The sequence below is a fragment of the Pseudoclavibacter sp. 13-3 genome (genome assembly GCF_021168475.1).
Taxonomy (GTDB): domain Bacteria; phylum Actinomycetota; class Actinomycetes; order Actinomycetales; family Microbacteriaceae; genus Pseudoclavibacter_A.
Genome location: NZ_JAJOZT010000002.1, coordinates 371024 through 385859, shown reverse-complemented (window position 1 = coordinate 385859; position 14836 = coordinate 371024). Strand labels below are relative to the sequence as shown.

The window sequence follows — 14836 nt, the reverse complement described above, 5'->3', positions numbered from 1 at the left end:
GACACGTATCGTCACACGCCGTTTTCGAGACCCGTTCGCCGCTTAGCATTCCCTGCATGACAGATGTGCAGACCGATCAGATCGTCGTCGTCTCGCTGGCCGAACCGATCTCGCAGCCCCTGCTCGACGAGCTCGACCACGAGTACTCGACGCGCTACGCCGACTACCACGGCTTCGATCAGCCGCAAGACGCCCCCAGCGAGATCGAGCTGTACCCGCCGTTCGTCTTCGAGCCGCCGCTCGGCCTCGCGCTGCTGATCGTGCGCGACGGCGTGCCGGTCGCCGGCGGCGCGTTCATGCACCTCGACGATCGCACCGTCGAGTACAAGCGCATCTGGACCTCGTCGGCGCACCGCCGACAGGGCCTGTCGCGACGCGTGCTGGCCGCGCTCGACGTCGAGGCCGCGGCGCGCGGCTACTCCCGCGTCTATCTGACCACCGGGCCGCGGCAGCCCGAGGCGAAGCACCTGTACCTGCGCACCGGGTTCACCCCGCTGTTCGACCTCGACGAAGACCCCGAGAAGATCGTGCATCTGGCCTTCGAGAAGCGCATCGTGCCGACCGGGCCGCGCGTGCGCCACCTGAGCGAGAGCGATCGCAGCAGGCAGGCGAGGCAGCTGGAGCGCATCATCTGGGCGCAGCAGTACCACCCGTCACCGGCGTTGCGTCTCGACGACCTCGCCGGGGGCATCCCTGATCGCATGCACCACTGACAGCACCACGATGGCGGCGACGGCGACGCCGCCGCTGATCAGCGCAGTCCAGCTGACGACGATCGTGACAGTCGAAGGATGCCCCACCCCGCACCGTGCGGCTGTCGATCGACTCTCAGGCCGCGACGAGCTCGGGCGAGAACTCCGGTGACAGCCCGAGATGCTCCCGCAGCGTGCTGCCGGCGTAGTCGGACGGATAGATGCCGCGACTCTGCAGCTCGGGCACGAGTTTGTCGACGATGTCGTCGAGCCCGGTCGGCGTGAGGTACGGCGTGATGTTGAAGCCCGCGACGATGCCGGAGTCGGCGTAGCGCTGCAGGCTGTCGGCGATGGTCTGCACGCTGCCGACGAAACCGTTGTCGTCGTTGCCGCGCGCCGTGTGCCGAATGACGAACTCGCGGATGCTCCAGCCGTTCTCGTGCGCCTGCTCCCGCCATGCGACGGCCGCCTCACGGGTGCGCGCGTTCTGGAAGCCCGCGCCACGCGTCTCGTTCGAGACCTCGACGGCGGGATCGATCTCGGGCAGCGGCCCGTCTGGATCGTAGGCGCTCAGGTCACGCCCCCAGTACTGCTCGAGATAGGCGAGCGCGGTCTGCGGCGTGATCTGCGCGAGCCGAACCTGTCGATACTTCTCTCGGGCCTCGGCGTCGGTGTCGCCGATCACGAAGGTCGACCCGGGAAACGCCCGCACTGCGCCGGCGGGCCGGCCCGCAGCCTCGACGCGTCGGGCGACGTCTGCGGCGAACGCGGTGGCGTCTTCGTACGCGGGGTGCGCCGAGAAGATGAGATCAGCCTGCCTGGCGGCGAAGTCGCGGCCCTCGGGCGAGTCGCCCGCTTGAAAGAGCACCGGGCGACCGCCCGCGACCAGCGGCAGGGTGCGCTCGACCGCGATGTCGTAGAACTCGTCTCGGTAGCGCACCGGCACCGCCTCGGGATCACCGCCGGCCCGCCAGATCGCTTTGACCGCCCGCACGAACGACTCGGCGTGCCGGTAGCGATCGGCGCCGTCGAGGTAGCCGCCGCGGCGGAAGTTCTCGCCGGTCCAGGCGTTGTGCGTGGTGACGATGTTCCAGGCGTTGCGCCCGCCGCTCAGCCGGTTCAGGCTGGCCAGACGATAGGCCAGGTCGGCGGGGTCGTTGAACGTCGTGCTCTGAGTCGCGACGAGACCGATGCGCTCGGTGACCGCGGCGAGCGCTGCGTCGAGCGTCTGCGCATCCGGGCGGCCGGCGATGTCGAGGTCGTGCAGCCGGCCGAGATGCTCGCGCAGCCGCAGCCCCTCGCCGACGAAGAGCGCCGCGAAGTTGCCTCGCTCGGCCGTCTGCGCGACCCGGCGGAACGATTCGAAGGCGACCTGATCGCCGCTCTCTGGCCAGTGCCAGATGGTCGAGAAGTTCACCCCCTGAAAGAACACGCCGAACTGAATCTGATGGGCCGCGAGATGCGGCGTCGTCGGTGATGCGGTGGTGGTCATGGGTCAATTCCTTCCCGCGAGGGCGGCGTCGGGTGTGGTGGGGATGTCATCGACAGCCAGCTCGGCCGCACGTTCGACGGCGAACTCGTTGCGTGCCGTCGGCAGGCCGAAGGTCTGGCGCAGCGTCTCGCCGTTCGTCGGGGCCTCGAACACGCCGCGCGCGATGAGCTCGGGCAGCACCGCGTAGCGCAGCTCGTCGAGGTCGGCGCCGAGCTCGGCCGGGAGCAGCCGCACCCCGTCGACCACGTGCGCCAGCTGCTCGATGCGCTCGACCAGCTCATTCGCGGTGCCGACGAAACATGCTCCGTCGGCGTCGGCCCAGACCGCGGTGCGGTCGAGGCGGGCGAGTCGGTCGGCGGCGTGCTCGCCGCGGGAGTCGAGCACGACGGGCAGATCGGCGATGATCCGTAGAACAGAGGATGCGGTGGCGGCCTGCGAGCGCAGGCGGCGCACCTGCTCGGCGAGGTCTCGCGAGGCGGGCAGCAGCACGGCATCCGCCGACACCGCGTGCGCTGTGCCGATCGCGGCACGCGCCGCCGGCACCAGCACGGGCAGCTGCCCCTGCGGCGGGCGCGGAACGATCGCCGCCCCTTTCACGCTGAACGACGCGCCGGCGAAGTCGGCGTCGTGCACCCTGTCGCGGTCGAGATAACGGCCGGTCGGCAGGTCGCGGATCACGGCGTCGTCCTCCCAGGTGTCCCAGAGACGACGGTTGACGGCGACCACATCGCGCACCTCTCGCTGCAGCTCGGACTCCCCCGTCGAGGTCGGCGCATCGTCAAGGGCGCTGCGGCCGAACTGAGCGGCCGCCTCTTCGGAGTTCTCGTCCGAGACCAGCCAGCCGGCTCGCCCCCGTGACGCGTAATCGACACTCGCCAGCTGCGTGGCGGTGTGGAACGGCTCGACATAGGTGACGGGCACCTGCGCGACGAGGCCGAGTCGCGAGGTCAGCGGCCCCGAGAACGCAGCCTGCTGCACGGCGTCGAGACGCCCGGTCGTGGCGGGGGCGCCCGCCCCCTCGGGCGGCAGATGCGAGCCGGCGAACGTCGCGTAGCCGAACCCGGCGGTCTCGGCACGGCCGACGACCTGTGCCGCCCACCGTGCGCTGAGGATGTCATGGCCGGCCGACTGCGCGACGGCGCCTGCGGCCGGGTGCGAACCTGCCCCGTCGATGTGCAGGCCCACGGTGAACGTGCTGCTCATGGAGTGTGCTCTCTTTCGTCGTCTCTCGATTGCCTCTGGCGAGGCTAGAGCAGGTTCGTCGACGCAGACGGGCGGGCGGTCACATGCCGCAACGACCGGTCACAGTGCGCAACAATCGGGCAGGGTATCGTGAGATGTCATGAACGACTTCTCCGCCTTGTCTCAGCAGTCGCTCGAGCTGCTGCAGCGTCTTGTCCGCAACGCCGCCGTCAATGACGGCACGCCCGACTCAGGCCAGGAGCTCACCAGCGTGCGCACGCTGCAGGCGTTTCTGCGCGATGCGCTTGCGCAGCCCGGCGTGGTCAGCGAGGTCATCGAACCGCATGCCGGTCGGGCCTCGCTCATCGCGCGCATTCCCGGACGCGACCCGAATGCCAGGTCGCTGTGCCTGCTCGGACACATCGACGTCGTGCCGGCCGACGCCGAGCACTGGCAGCACGACCCGTTCGGCGGCGAGCTCATCGACGGCGAGGTGTGGGGCCGGGGCACCATCGACATGCTCACGCTGACCGCGGCGATGGCCACCGTCTTTCGGCACGCGGCCGACCCGCGGCACCGCCCCGAAGGCGACCTGGTGCTCGCCGCCGTCGCCGACGAGGAGTCCGGCGGCAGGTACGGAGCCGAGTGGATCAGCGAGCATCGGCCCGACCTGCTGCGCACCGACGAGGCGCTCACCGAGCAGGGCGGCGTGCTGCTGCAGCCCGAGAGTGCCACTTCTGGCATCACTGTCGGCATCGGAGAGAAGGGGCAGGCCGCCCGTCGTCTGCTGATCACCGGCGTGCCGGGGCACGGCTCGGTGCCGTGGGGCGCGCGCAACGCCGCCGGCATCGCCGCCGAGATCGTGCTCGAGCTGCTGCGCAATCCGGCGCCCCCGGTGGTGCAGCCGCACTGGGCGAGCCTGGTGCACGCACTGCAGCTCGACCCCGATCTCACCGAGCGTCTGCTCGACCCGGCACGACTCGACGGCGCGCTGCCGGCGCTCGGGCCGCTCGCGCCCCTCGGCCACGCCCTGACCCGGGTGACGGTGTCACCGAACATCCTGCGCGCCGGTGACAAGCACAATGTGATCCCGGGCACCGCCGTGATCGACCTCGACATCCGCGTGCTGCCCGGCCAGACCCCTGAAGACGTCGACGGACTGCTCGAACGACTGCTGAGGCCGTGGGCCGACTGCGTGCGCATCACCGGAGACCAGTTCTCGCCGGGCAACATCACGCCGACCGACACGGCGATGTACGCGCGCATCCTCGAGGTGTTCCGTCATCACTATCCGAAGGCGGTGCCGGCCTCGGTGATCGGGCCGGGAGGCAGCGACGGCCGTTTTCTGCGGCCGATGGGCACGAATGTCTACGGATTCGGCCTGTTCTCACGGCAGATCAACGTCGCCGAGTTTCGACGCCGGCTGCACGGCAACGACGAGCGCGTCGACGTCGAATCGGTGCGTCTGACGACGTCAGCGCTGGCCGAGGTGGTCTTCGGCCAGCGCTGATAAAAGACAGAAGACAGACGCACGGCCTGGTTCAGCGCGGCTCACAGCACGCGGTTGACGATCACCTCGTCCGGGTTCCCGTCTCGACGATCTGTCCGTCTTCAAGAAGGACGACTCGGTCAGAGATCTCGTGCGCGAACCACATGTGTCGGGCGCTGCCGGTCGCTCAGTCTTCGGGGTGCTTCACGAGATCGATCACTCGCTCATATTCCTCTTTCGCCTTCTCGAGCTTCTTCTCGGCCTCTGACACCGCACGCTTCTTCAGACGAGTGGCCTCTGCCTTCAACTTCGCAGCGGCCGCGTTCGCGGTTTTGCTCTGCTCTTTCAGTTCGTCTGCGTGTGCACGTGCGACGCGGAATTCTTCGAGAACGATTTCATAAGTACGATCTGGATTCGCTGGTCTACGAGCCATCTTCGGGTCTCTCATTCGTTGGGGGTGCTGGTCAGTTTTCGAACACTGATCATCATACGAGATGGCCTTCTGTGCACCGCCATTCACTGATCTGTGCCCAGACCGCTGACTGGCGTCGCACGGTTTCGCAGCGTACTCGACTTCTGCGTCTTCTGAGGAGCACCTGAGCTTGGCGATGACGCGTCGTCCCCTTGGAATCGAGAAGGATACTGTTGCGCACAACTCGACGACGCCTCGGCGCGCACAGAGCATCGAGAAGCGCGGACGAGGATACGGCCCCGCCCTGTTGGTTCATCTCGCGCAGACTGCCCAGCAGCGAGACTGCGCCCGAGTGGAGCGGACGGTACTCAACGGGAACGAACAGTCGATTCGGTTCTACCGCCCGCTCGGAGCGGTTCCGATGCCGGAAGGAATCGCCCAGCCACTCGATGCGGCGGCGATACCTCGAGTCGCAGCGTTGTCGACGACCACGTCGGCGTAGTCGCATGGGTGTTCGCGTTCGATGAATGCGTCCTCCTGTGCACTCCAACGCGCCCAGTGCGGCGCATACAGTGCGCCGTCGCGGCTCAGCGCTCGACGGCGTCGCTCGTTCGCGGGGGTTTCGACCCAGAACGCGACGTCGACGAGATGGCGCGATGCGCACGTGAGCGACCCCACGCCCTCGACGATGAGCCTGACGTCAGCGGGCAGATCATGAGTCGCCCCCGGCCTGTTCGCCGACCAGTCCCACTGCCGCCAGCGGCCGGGTCTGCCCAGGGCACGCGGCTCGAGCAGGTCGGTGCGCACGTGTTCACTGGCCCATCGAAGGCCGTCCCAGCCCGGATAGATGTCGTCGAGATGCACGATCTGCACCGAACGCATGCCCGCCCGAACAACATCCGATACCGTCGTTCGCACGGGTATCAGCAAGTCTGAGGCCTCCCAGGCAGCCGCCAGAGCGGCCGCGAACGAGGTCTTGCCACTCCCGGATCTGCCGTCGACGAGCACCGTGCGCGCGCCACGCCGTACCAAGCAGCGAGCCAATCTCAGACAGTCATCGGACATTCTGCTGCACTCCTGTGACGAAAGACTCCTCAGTGCCAGTCTACGGGCGCGCCGACAGCCGACAGACGGAGCCACCCGGTCGCGATCGCCTGCCGACGACCTCGATTGCACGAGGCATGCGATCACTCACGTGCGATGTCCGCAGTCACGAGACCACCTCATGAAGCAGCGCGGCCCGTGGCTTTTGGACACGTCCGGGAACGGCGTCGATCAGCGCCGCAGTGTACTTCTGCTGCGGACGTTCGAAGATGTCATGCACGGTCCCGCTCTCGACGACCCGGCCTCGACGCAGGACGGTCACGGTGTCGGCGAACTGGCGGACGACGCCGAGATCATGCGAGATGAACAGATACGTGAGCTCGCGTTCCGTCTGAAGACCGACCAGCGTAGCGATGATGTCAGCCTGCACAGAGACGTCGAGCGCCGACGTCGGCTCGTCGAACACGATGACCTCTGGCCTCAGCGCGAGTGCCCGCGCGATGGCCACCCGCTGCCGCTGACCGCCCGAGAGATCGGCAGGCCTGCGCCTCAGCACGCTCTCGTCGAGCCCGACGTCGGCGATGACCTCGCAAACACGATCGCGCTGCTCGCCGACGGTGCCCACCTGATATCTGTCCAGCGGCTCTCCGACGGTGCGTTCGACGCTGAATCTCGGGTCGAGCGAGGTGTAGGGGTTCTGATAGACGAAGCCCAGCTGCCGGCGGATGCCCCGCAGACGACCGGCAGAGCGGCGGTCGACCGGCTGGCCGTTCACCCCCACCTCGCCGGAGTCAGGGGCGTCCAGCCCGAGGAGGATGCGCGCCGCGGTGGACTTTCCCGAGCCCGACTCGCCGACCAGCGCATGAGTGCGCCCGCGTTCGATGCGGAACGACACGTCGTCCAGCGCCGCTGTGGTCTGATCACCGACGGTGAAGCGCTTCGATACCGCGGTGAAGTCGACGACGGGCGTCGTGCCTGCGACCGAATCGCCGAGCGGTCGCCGCGCAGCTTTCACGCTCGCGTAGCGATCGGGGTTCAACCCCGGAACGTCTGCCTGCAGCCGCCTGGTGTATGTCGATTCCGGCGCCCCGAAGACCCGTGCGGCGGGCCCTGCCTCTTGGATCGCCCCGTCTTTCAGCACGATCAGCGAGTCAGCCCGTTCTGCGGCGAGGGCCAGGTCGTGGGTGATGAGCAGCAGACCGATGCCCAGCGACTTCTGCAGACTCGTGAGCAGGTCGAGAATGCGTTTCTGCACAGTGACGTCCAAGGCCGACGTCGGCTCGTCGGCGACGATCAGGCGGGGCTGCGGAAGCACCGCGAGCGCGATGAGCACGCGCTGCAGCATGCCACCGGAGAGCTGATGCGGGTAGGAATCGTACACGCGCTTGGGATCGGGCAGCCCCACGCTCTCGAACGCCTCAAGAATCCGCCCCTTGCGCTGCACCCGGGAGACTCCCCCGATCAACGCCGCCGCCTCCTCGGCCTGAGACCCGACCGTTCGCACAGCGGTGAGCGCGTTCTGAGGATCCTGCGGCACGAACCCGAGCTGACGCCCACGGTACTGTCGAAAGCTGCGCAGAGAGAGATCCAGCAGGTTCTGCCCGTCGAAGACGACGGAGCCCGTCGCCCGGCCGCCCTCGGGCAGCAGGCGCAGCACAGACCGGGCGATCGTCGACTTTCCCGAGCCTGACTGGCCGATCAGGGCGACAGCCTCTCCGCTGTGCACGGTGAAGGATGCATCGTGCACGATCGCGTGCCCTGCGTATGAGACGTCGAGACCTCGGACGTTCAGCAGTTCTGCAGACATGGTGATGGCTCCTCGCTGTTCAGTTCTTCTGCCGCAGCCAGCGGCTGATGACGTTGACGCTCAGCACCGTCACCGCGATCGCGGCAGACGGAAAGAGCACCAGCCACGGCGCTGACGGGTAGTCCTTGCCGCCTGCGACGAGCAGTCCCCAGTCGGATGCTGGAGGTGGGTCGCCGTAACCGAGGAACGCCAGCCCGGCGATGACCAGAATCGAACTCCCGAACTGCAGAATGGCCAAGGCCAGTACCGAGCGGTAGGTGTTCGGCAGCACGTGGCGGAACAGCACGTACAGCGGCAGGCCGCCCTGCAGACCGGCAGCCTCGACGAAGACCGAGCTGCGCACTTTGATGACCTCGGAGCGCATGACCCGGGCGAAGACGGCCACCGCCGACACTCCCGTCGCGATCGCGGCGTTCACGGTGTAGAACCCCAAAGCGCTGACCACGATGACGGCGAGCAGGAAGCTCGGGATCGCCAGAAGCACGTCGACGATGCGGCCGAGCGTCGAATCGACCCACCCTCCCAGGAACCCGCCCACCAGCCCGATGAGCCCACCGACGATCAGACCGATGAACACGGCGATCAGCGCACTCGTGACAGATGAGGCGGAGCCGTAGACGACACGTGCGAACATGTCTCGACCGAGGTGGTCGGTGCCGAACCAGTGCTGGCCGCTCGGGGGCAGGAACTTCTCGGCGGCAGACCCGCTGACGATGTCGTACGAGGTGAACCAGGCCGGAACAGCCGACCAGAGCACCACGATGACGATCAGCACCGCGGCCACCAGCACCGAGATCGGCACCTTGGGCCTGGGTGTTGAGAAGATCGCCCGTTGAAGGGGAAGCGTCGCCTGTCCGCTGCTCATGCGAACACCTCTTTCGACTGTTTCGATGACTTCATCGCGAAGATCCCCGTGCTGCGCAGTCGCGGATCGAGCAGCGGATAGACCAGGTCGGTCACGAAGTTGATGACCACGAACACCACCGCGGCGAGCGAGACGGTCGCCTGCAGAATCGGCAGGTCCTGCGAGACCACCGCCTTCTGCACCAGCGTGCCGATGCCGTTTCGCCCGAACACCGTCTCGGTGATCAGGGATCCCCCGAGCAGCTCTCCCGCGGCCAGAGCGACGATCGTGATCACCGGCAGCAGCGACGGCTTCAGCAGATGCCTGAAGAAGATACCGGGATGTGTGAGCCCGCGCGCCCGCGACACCACGGTTGACTCCTGGCTGCGCTCGTGATCGAGATTTGCCACGAGCACCTCGGCGATCTGAGCCGAGACGGGGATGCCCAAGGCCACCGCTGCGAAGAAGGTCGCGGCGGGAGCCTCTGGCTTGAGGATCTGGAACGCTCCCAGCCCGAACGCGAAGACGTGGATCAGCAGCAGGCCGATGACGAAGTTCGGCACCGACAGGAACAAGGAGGGCAGAGAGCGCACGAACCCCTGGCCGTACCGCTTGGGCAGGTACTGCGATGCATATCCGATGGCCAGGGCGAGAATGAGCGCGAAGACCAACGCCGTGCCCGCCAGCGCAAGCGTCGACGGCAGCGCCAGCGCGATCTGCCCGCCCACCGAGGTGTTCGACCGCAGAGAGACCCCGAAGTCTCCGATCAGGAACCGCCCCAACGACGTCACCAGCTGCAGCAGAACCGGCTGGTCGAGACCGTAATACGAGCTCAGCTGCCGGATCTCCTCTTCGGAATACCCGTTCTGCGGATCGCGCAGCATCGTCGTCACCGGATCTCCCGGCAGCACCGTGACGATCGTGAAGGTCAGCACGTAGGCCAGAATGATGACGAGGATGCCCTGCAGCGCGCGACGCAGAGCGTACGACCAGTACCCGCTCACGTGGACTACTCCTTCCAGGCGTCGTAGAAGTTGGCGTACGCGATGCCGTTGAAGCTCACGCCGTGCAGCTTCGGCGTCTCGAGATAGATGCGCTGGACGATCTGCTCGATCGGGATGTAATACCCCTGCTCCAGCACGTAGCGCTGGAGCTCGGCGACCAGCGTTTTGCGCTGCGCCTCATCTGACGCGGTGGCGATGCCGGATGACAGCTCGTTGAGCTTGGCGTCGCTCTCGCCGACGGCGAACCAGTCCTCACCTGACTTGGCACTGGTCAGCACGCCTGCGACGGTGCCGACATCGATGAAGCTGCGAGTGACGTCGCGCAGCGGGATTGCCGGGTTCGTGTCGACCCGGTCGAGGTATGCCGCCGTGTCGAGTTTCTGCTGCGTGACCTTGAAGCCGATATCTCCGAGCTGGCGCGCGATGATCTCGTCGATCTGCGAGGCCGTGTTGATGTAGGTGGTCGGGTAGAGATCGAGGTCGAGCGTCTTGCCGTCCTTCGTGCGCACGCCGTCGGCACCCTTTACCCAGCCGGCCTCATCGAGCAGCGACTCCGCCTTCGCCTTGTCATAGGTCAGCAGATCGCTGTTGTCCGTGGCCTCGGGAACGTTGCTCTGCAGGAACGACGTGGCTTTGTCCCAGTCGTCGGTGTAGACCGTCTGCAGAATCTCGTCGCGGTCGATGCCGACCTGCACCGCCTGACGAACCCGAACGTCGTCGAAGTTCTCTGCCTTGGTGCTCACCTTGAATCCATGCGAGAAACCAAGGTACTTCGGGGTCTCTACCGTGAAGCCGGCGCTCTTGAGGCGGGAGATCTCCTGCGGAGAGATGTTGTAGGCGACATCGGCCTGCCCCGACTCCACCGACGATGAGCGGATGGAATCCTCTTTCACGATCTTGTAGGTGATCGTGTCGAGGTAAGCCGGGCCGGTGTGCTTCGCATTGTCGTAGGCCCAGTTGTAGTCGTCGCGCTTCTTGAGCACGACGTTGTCGCCCTCTGTCCAGGAGTCCACGACGAAAGGCCCCGTTCCGCTGTAGTTCTTGAGGTCTGCCTGCTGCTCTTTCGAAAGGTCGAGCGTCTTCGGAGACGTCAGGATAGAGCCGTGATATCCCAACGTGGGGATGAAGCCGAGTGTCGGCGCGTTGAACGTGACCTTCACCGTCGAGTCGTCTACCGCCTCCGCGGTCTGATACGTCGAAGAGGGGAAGAGACCGATGCGCTTCACCCCTTTCGCTTCATCACCACGCGCCCAGTAGTCAAGGTTGCGCACGACCGCAGCGGCATCGAATGCGGTGCCGTCCGAGAAGGTCACACCGTTCTTGAGATGCAGCGTGAATTCAGTGCTGTCCGAGTTGTTCTCCCAGCTCTCGGCGAGCCAGGGTGAGATGTTTCCATCAGGGTCGACGTAGACGAGCTTGTCAGTGATGGAATCCCAGACATTGCCTTCATAGCTCGAAATGGCCGATTCATTCGCGACCCATCCGGCGTCGAAGTTATTGATCAGAAAGGTCAGATCGCCGCCCTGCTTCGGCTCTCCGGAACCGCCTGCGCTGCTGGCCCCCGCACCGCTGGCGCATCCCGCCATGAGAGCTCCGGCCAGCCCGAACGCGGCGAGCGCAGCGGTGAACTTCCATCTGCGACTGCTCGGCGTCTTCACTTTCGACCGGCGGTGATCTTCATGAGCCATCGGGTTCTCCATTCGCTTGCACACCATTCACCGGTGTGCATTGTTGATGTCTCAAGCACAATATTCAACGAGGAGTCACTGCAGAAATGGTTCGGTCATCTGCTGACATATTTCGTCTGACTTCTTCACCTCAGATGGCTTTTCCTGGATTGAAGAGTGCCTGCGGATCCATGGCGGCTCTGATGGCCTGCTGCAGGGCACGATTCCGATCAGAGAGTTCGAGCCGCAACCACTCCAGCTTGGCTGTTCCGATGCCGTGTTCTCCCGAGACCGTTCCGCCGAGATCCAGTGCACGCTGCACCAGTGCGGTGGCTGCGGCAGACACCTCCTGGGGCAGCTCGGTCTCTCCGGGCAGCCGCACCCGCGAGATCTGCGGATGCAGGTTGCCGTCACCGGCATGCGAGACGGCTGAGATCTTCACGCCGTACTGGCGGCCGATACCTGCGAACGAGGCGTAGATGTCGGGAATCCGCGACTTCGGCACAGCGATGTCCTCGCCGATGGTCCAGAGGTCTTCGACCTGCCCTCGCCCGCTGCGGCGCAGCTGCCACAGGCGCTCCGCCGCCTCCTCGGCCTCGACGGCGACGACGGCCCCCGCCGCGCGAAGATGTCGGGTGAGGTCACGCGTCTGATCGTCGATTCCATAACCGTCGAGTTCGATGAGGATGAGCGACGCGCCTCTCGTGCGCAGCGCGGAGCCGCTGAACTCGTCGATGTTCTCGAGCGTCGGCTGATCGAAGAACTCGACGACTGCGGGTTCGACCGGCGAACGTGTGATCGCGTCAAGCCCCCGGGTGCCGGCCTCGGTCGAGTCGAAGAACGCCGTCAGCGTTCGCCGTTCGAGGGGAATCTTGCGCAGCCGCAGTGTCGCCCCGACGACGATGCCGAGAATGCCCTCCGACCCGACGAAGAGTGACACGAGGTCGAGCCCCGAGACGCCCTTGATCGACCGGTGCCCGATGTGCACGAGCGAGCCGTCGGCCAGCACCACGTCGAGAGCCAGGACTGAATCTCCGGTGACGCCGTATTTGGCGCAGCGCAGACCACCGGCGTTGGTCGCGATGTTGCCGCCGATCGCCGAGATCTCGAAGCTCGCAGGGTCTGGAGCGTAGAACAGTCCGTACTGCTCGAGCTGCTCGTTGAGCCGCGCGTTGACGACGCCGGGTTCGACGACCACGACTTGGTCGAGTGGCGCGACCTCGACCACTCGGTTCAGCCGATCGGTGGCGACGACCAGCTGCCCGGCATCCGGCGTCGCCCCGCCCGACAGTCCCGACCCGGCGCCGCGGGGCACGATCGAGACGCCGTGGCGCGCAGCGGTCCTGACTACATCCTGCACCTGCTCGACTGTCGCGGGAAGCGCCACTGTCGGCCCCGGGGCCGCAGGCTGCCAGTCGCCAGGCGATCGCCAGGAGTAGTCCCCCGCATAGGCCGCCGTCTGCTCGGCGTCGACAAGCAGCTCGATCTGCGGATGATTCGCGACGAGGTCGTCGATGAGCGCCTGGATGGTGGTCAGCGTGGATGGTGCGAGAGTCATGATGGCCCGGCCTTCTCGTGTCTGGATGTGTGCATGCCCGTCACAGACGCCTATGAGAGCGAGTGATACGCAGCGGCAAGTCGTTCGACGCCCTCGTCGATGCGCTCGACGGTGTTGTCTCCGTACGCCAGGCGGAGGTGTCGGTCGGCGTCGGTGCCGGGGCCGGATGCGAAGAACGCGCCCGGCTGATAGCTCAGCCCGTGCTCAGCGGCGCGCGCATAGAGCTCCTGCCAGTCGGCCGAGTCATCTGCCAGACGAGCCCACAAGAAGTAGCCGCCGCTCGGCACGGTGGTCTCGAAGGCTCCCGGCAGATGCCGGTCGAGCGCGGCGACGAGGCCTTCGGCTCGGCTCCTGTAGAGCGATCGCGCCCGCACGAGGTTGTCATCGAAGAAGGCCGGTTCGCCGTTGAGCACCTCGGCGACCAGGGTCTGGGTCAGCGTCGACGTCTGCGAGTCGTTCCTGTTGCGCAGCCGTACCACGTCGGCGACCGTGCGCTCGGGCAGCACGATCCAGCCGAGTCTGAGGCCCGGGCCGAGCGTCTTCGAGAAGGTGTTGACGTGCACGGTGTTGGGGCTTTCGTGGAAGACAGAGGTGTCGAGTCCCCGCTCGCCGAAGTGCAGCTCGCGGTAGGGGTTGTCGGCGATCAGCCAGAAGCCGTACTCGTCTGCGAGGCGCACGAGGTGCCGGCGCTTCTCTTCAGAGAGGCTGCCCTGCGTCGGGTTGTGGAAGTCGGGAACGGTATAGAGCGCGCGGATGCGTCTGCCGGCCCGGAGCTGCTGCTCCAGCGCGCTGACGTCGATCCCGTCGGCCTCGACGGGAATGGGCAGGATGTTTCTGCTCTTCAGCTCGAGGATGCCGAGGAACAGCGGCCAGATTGGGTTGTCCACCGCGACGAGGTCTCCCTCGTCGACGAACGCGCGCACCACCAGTGAGAGTCCATGCTGCCCGCCCGCAGTGACGAGGATGCGATCGGCGCTGACGCCTTCGCGTGTGGCGATCCATTCCCGCAGCTCAGGAATGCCCTGCGCGTTCGAATACTGGAAGCCCTCGATCAACCGATCGGGGTCGTGCTGCAGCCTGCCGTAGGCACGAGCGAACGCGTCGGTCGGCAGAGCGCTGCGATCGGGAACGCCGGCGAGCAGGCGAATGGTGTCGGGCGCCGACGCGACGAGCGTCGCATCGCTGAACCCCGTCGTCTGGGTGAGCTCCTGCAGCAGTCGCGCAGTGGGCGCCGCGACGGCATCGATATCTGTGCTGGTCATGCTTCCTCTGTTCGTCTCAGATCGAGTTCGTCTGGGGTGGTGCGCGTCTTGACCCGAAGGCCTCAGTGGCATTGGCCGCCGTCAGACGGCTGCAGAACGGGTGAATTCTCGATCGTGACGAAGTCGAGCACGCCATGCTGCGCGATGCGCACCAAATCGAGCCGCTATCGGGCGTCGAAGAGCCTGCTCGGGTGTGCGCTCGGCTCACGCGATGCTGCTGGGTGCCAGCCGGCACCCTCAGGTGCGACGCTGATCTGCATCTGGCGGGGTTGACTCATGATCGTGGCCTCCTGGCTCGACGCCGCACTTCTGAGACCAGGTCTTGGTGTCGGCCGGTCTGCCGGGCTGCGTTCGTGCTGGTCAGCGTAGAGCCCTCACCCAGT

The 14836-nt window shown here is 66.4% G+C and carries 13 protein-coding genes; 3 read left to right on the top strand and 10 right to left on the bottom strand.

The genetic code is table 11. The features are described from left to right. Positions 1-56: 56 nt before the first annotated feature. Entirely contained in the window at positions 57-713 is a 657-nt protein-coding gene (locus LRX77_RS05190; RefSeq protein WP_331716137.1) for a GNAT family N-acetyltransferase, read from the top strand. 115 nt (positions 714-828) lie between these two features. Here the strand turns inward: LRX77_RS05190 and LRX77_RS05185 are convergent, their stop codons facing one another. After that, entirely contained in the window at positions 829-2184 is a 1356-nt protein-coding gene (locus LRX77_RS05185) for an NtaA/DmoA family FMN-dependent monooxygenase (RefSeq protein ID WP_231831856.1), read from the bottom strand. A 3-nt stretch (positions 2185-2187) separates the two neighbouring features. Beyond that, entirely contained in the window at positions 2188-3387 is a 1200-nt protein-coding gene (locus LRX77_RS05180; RefSeq protein ID WP_231831855.1) for an LLM class flavin-dependent oxidoreductase, read from the bottom strand. 139 nt (positions 3388-3526) lie between these two features. Here LRX77_RS05180 and LRX77_RS05175 point away from each other — a divergent pair, with 139 nt between their 5' ends. Further along, entirely contained in the window at positions 3527-4876 is a 1350-nt protein-coding gene (locus tag LRX77_RS05175; protein WP_231831854.1) for a M20/M25/M40 family metallo-hydrolase, read from the top strand. 166 nt (positions 4877-5042) lie between these two features. Here LRX77_RS05175 and LRX77_RS05170 read toward each other — a convergent pair whose 3' ends face one another. After that, the gene (locus LRX77_RS05170; RefSeq protein WP_231831853.1) at positions 5043-5288 is read right to left on the bottom strand and encodes a hypothetical protein; all 246 of its coding nucleotides are present in this window, start codon (positions 5286-5288) and stop codon (positions 5043-5045) included. Positions 5289-5463: 175 nt separating this feature from the next. On the opposite strand from LRX77_RS05170, the gene LRX77_RS05165 reads away from it, so the two are divergent. Then, positions 5464-5769 (top strand): GNAT family N-acetyltransferase, encoded by a 306-nt coding sequence (locus tag LRX77_RS05165; protein WP_231832012.1) that lies wholly within the window; start codon positions 5464-5466, stop codon positions 5767-5769. Here LRX77_RS05165 and LRX77_RS05160 read toward each other — a convergent pair. From LRX77_RS05160 to LRX77_RS05130, 7 genes are all read right to left on the bottom strand, one after another. Next, the gene (locus LRX77_RS05160; RefSeq protein WP_231832025.1) at positions 5664-6149 is read right to left on the bottom strand and encodes a hypothetical protein; all 486 of its coding nucleotides are present in this window, start codon (positions 6147-6149) and stop codon (positions 5664-5666) included. The two genes, LRX77_RS05165 and LRX77_RS05160, sit on opposite strands and share 106 nt — an antisense overlap. Positions 6150-6477: 328 nt before the next feature. Beyond that, positions 6478-8118, bottom strand: a complete 1641-nt coding sequence (locus LRX77_RS05155; protein ID WP_231831852.1) for a dipeptide ABC transporter ATP-binding protein — start codon at positions 8116-8118, stop codon at positions 6478-6480. A 19-nt stretch (positions 8119-8137) separates the two neighbouring features. Beyond that, on the bottom strand, positions 8138-8983 hold the full coding sequence (locus LRX77_RS05150) for an ABC transporter permease (protein ID WP_231831851.1): 846 nt from the start codon (positions 8981-8983) through the stop codon (positions 8138-8140). Beyond that, a complete protein-coding gene (locus tag LRX77_RS05145) occupies positions 8980-9966 on the bottom strand; it encodes an ABC transporter permease (protein WP_231831850.1) in 987 nt (328 codons plus the stop codon). Before LRX77_RS05145 ends, LRX77_RS05150 begins: the two co-directional genes overlap by 4 nt. Before the next feature lie 5 nt (positions 9967-9971). Next, the gene (locus LRX77_RS05140; protein WP_231831849.1) at positions 9972-11654 is read right to left on the bottom strand and encodes an ABC transporter substrate-binding protein; all 1683 of its coding nucleotides are present in this window, start codon (positions 11652-11654) and stop codon (positions 9972-9974) included. Between the two features lie 130 nt (positions 11655-11784). Next, positions 11785-13191, bottom strand: coding sequence for an FAD-binding oxidoreductase (locus LRX77_RS05135; RefSeq protein ID WP_231831848.1), 1407 nt, complete (start codon positions 13189-13191; stop codon positions 11785-11787). A 50-nt stretch (positions 13192-13241) separates the two neighbouring features. Next, a complete protein-coding gene (locus tag LRX77_RS05130; RefSeq protein WP_231831847.1) occupies positions 13242-14453 on the bottom strand; it encodes an aminotransferase-like domain-containing protein in 1212 nt (403 codons plus the stop codon). Between the last annotated feature and the right edge of the window lie 383 nt (positions 14454-14836).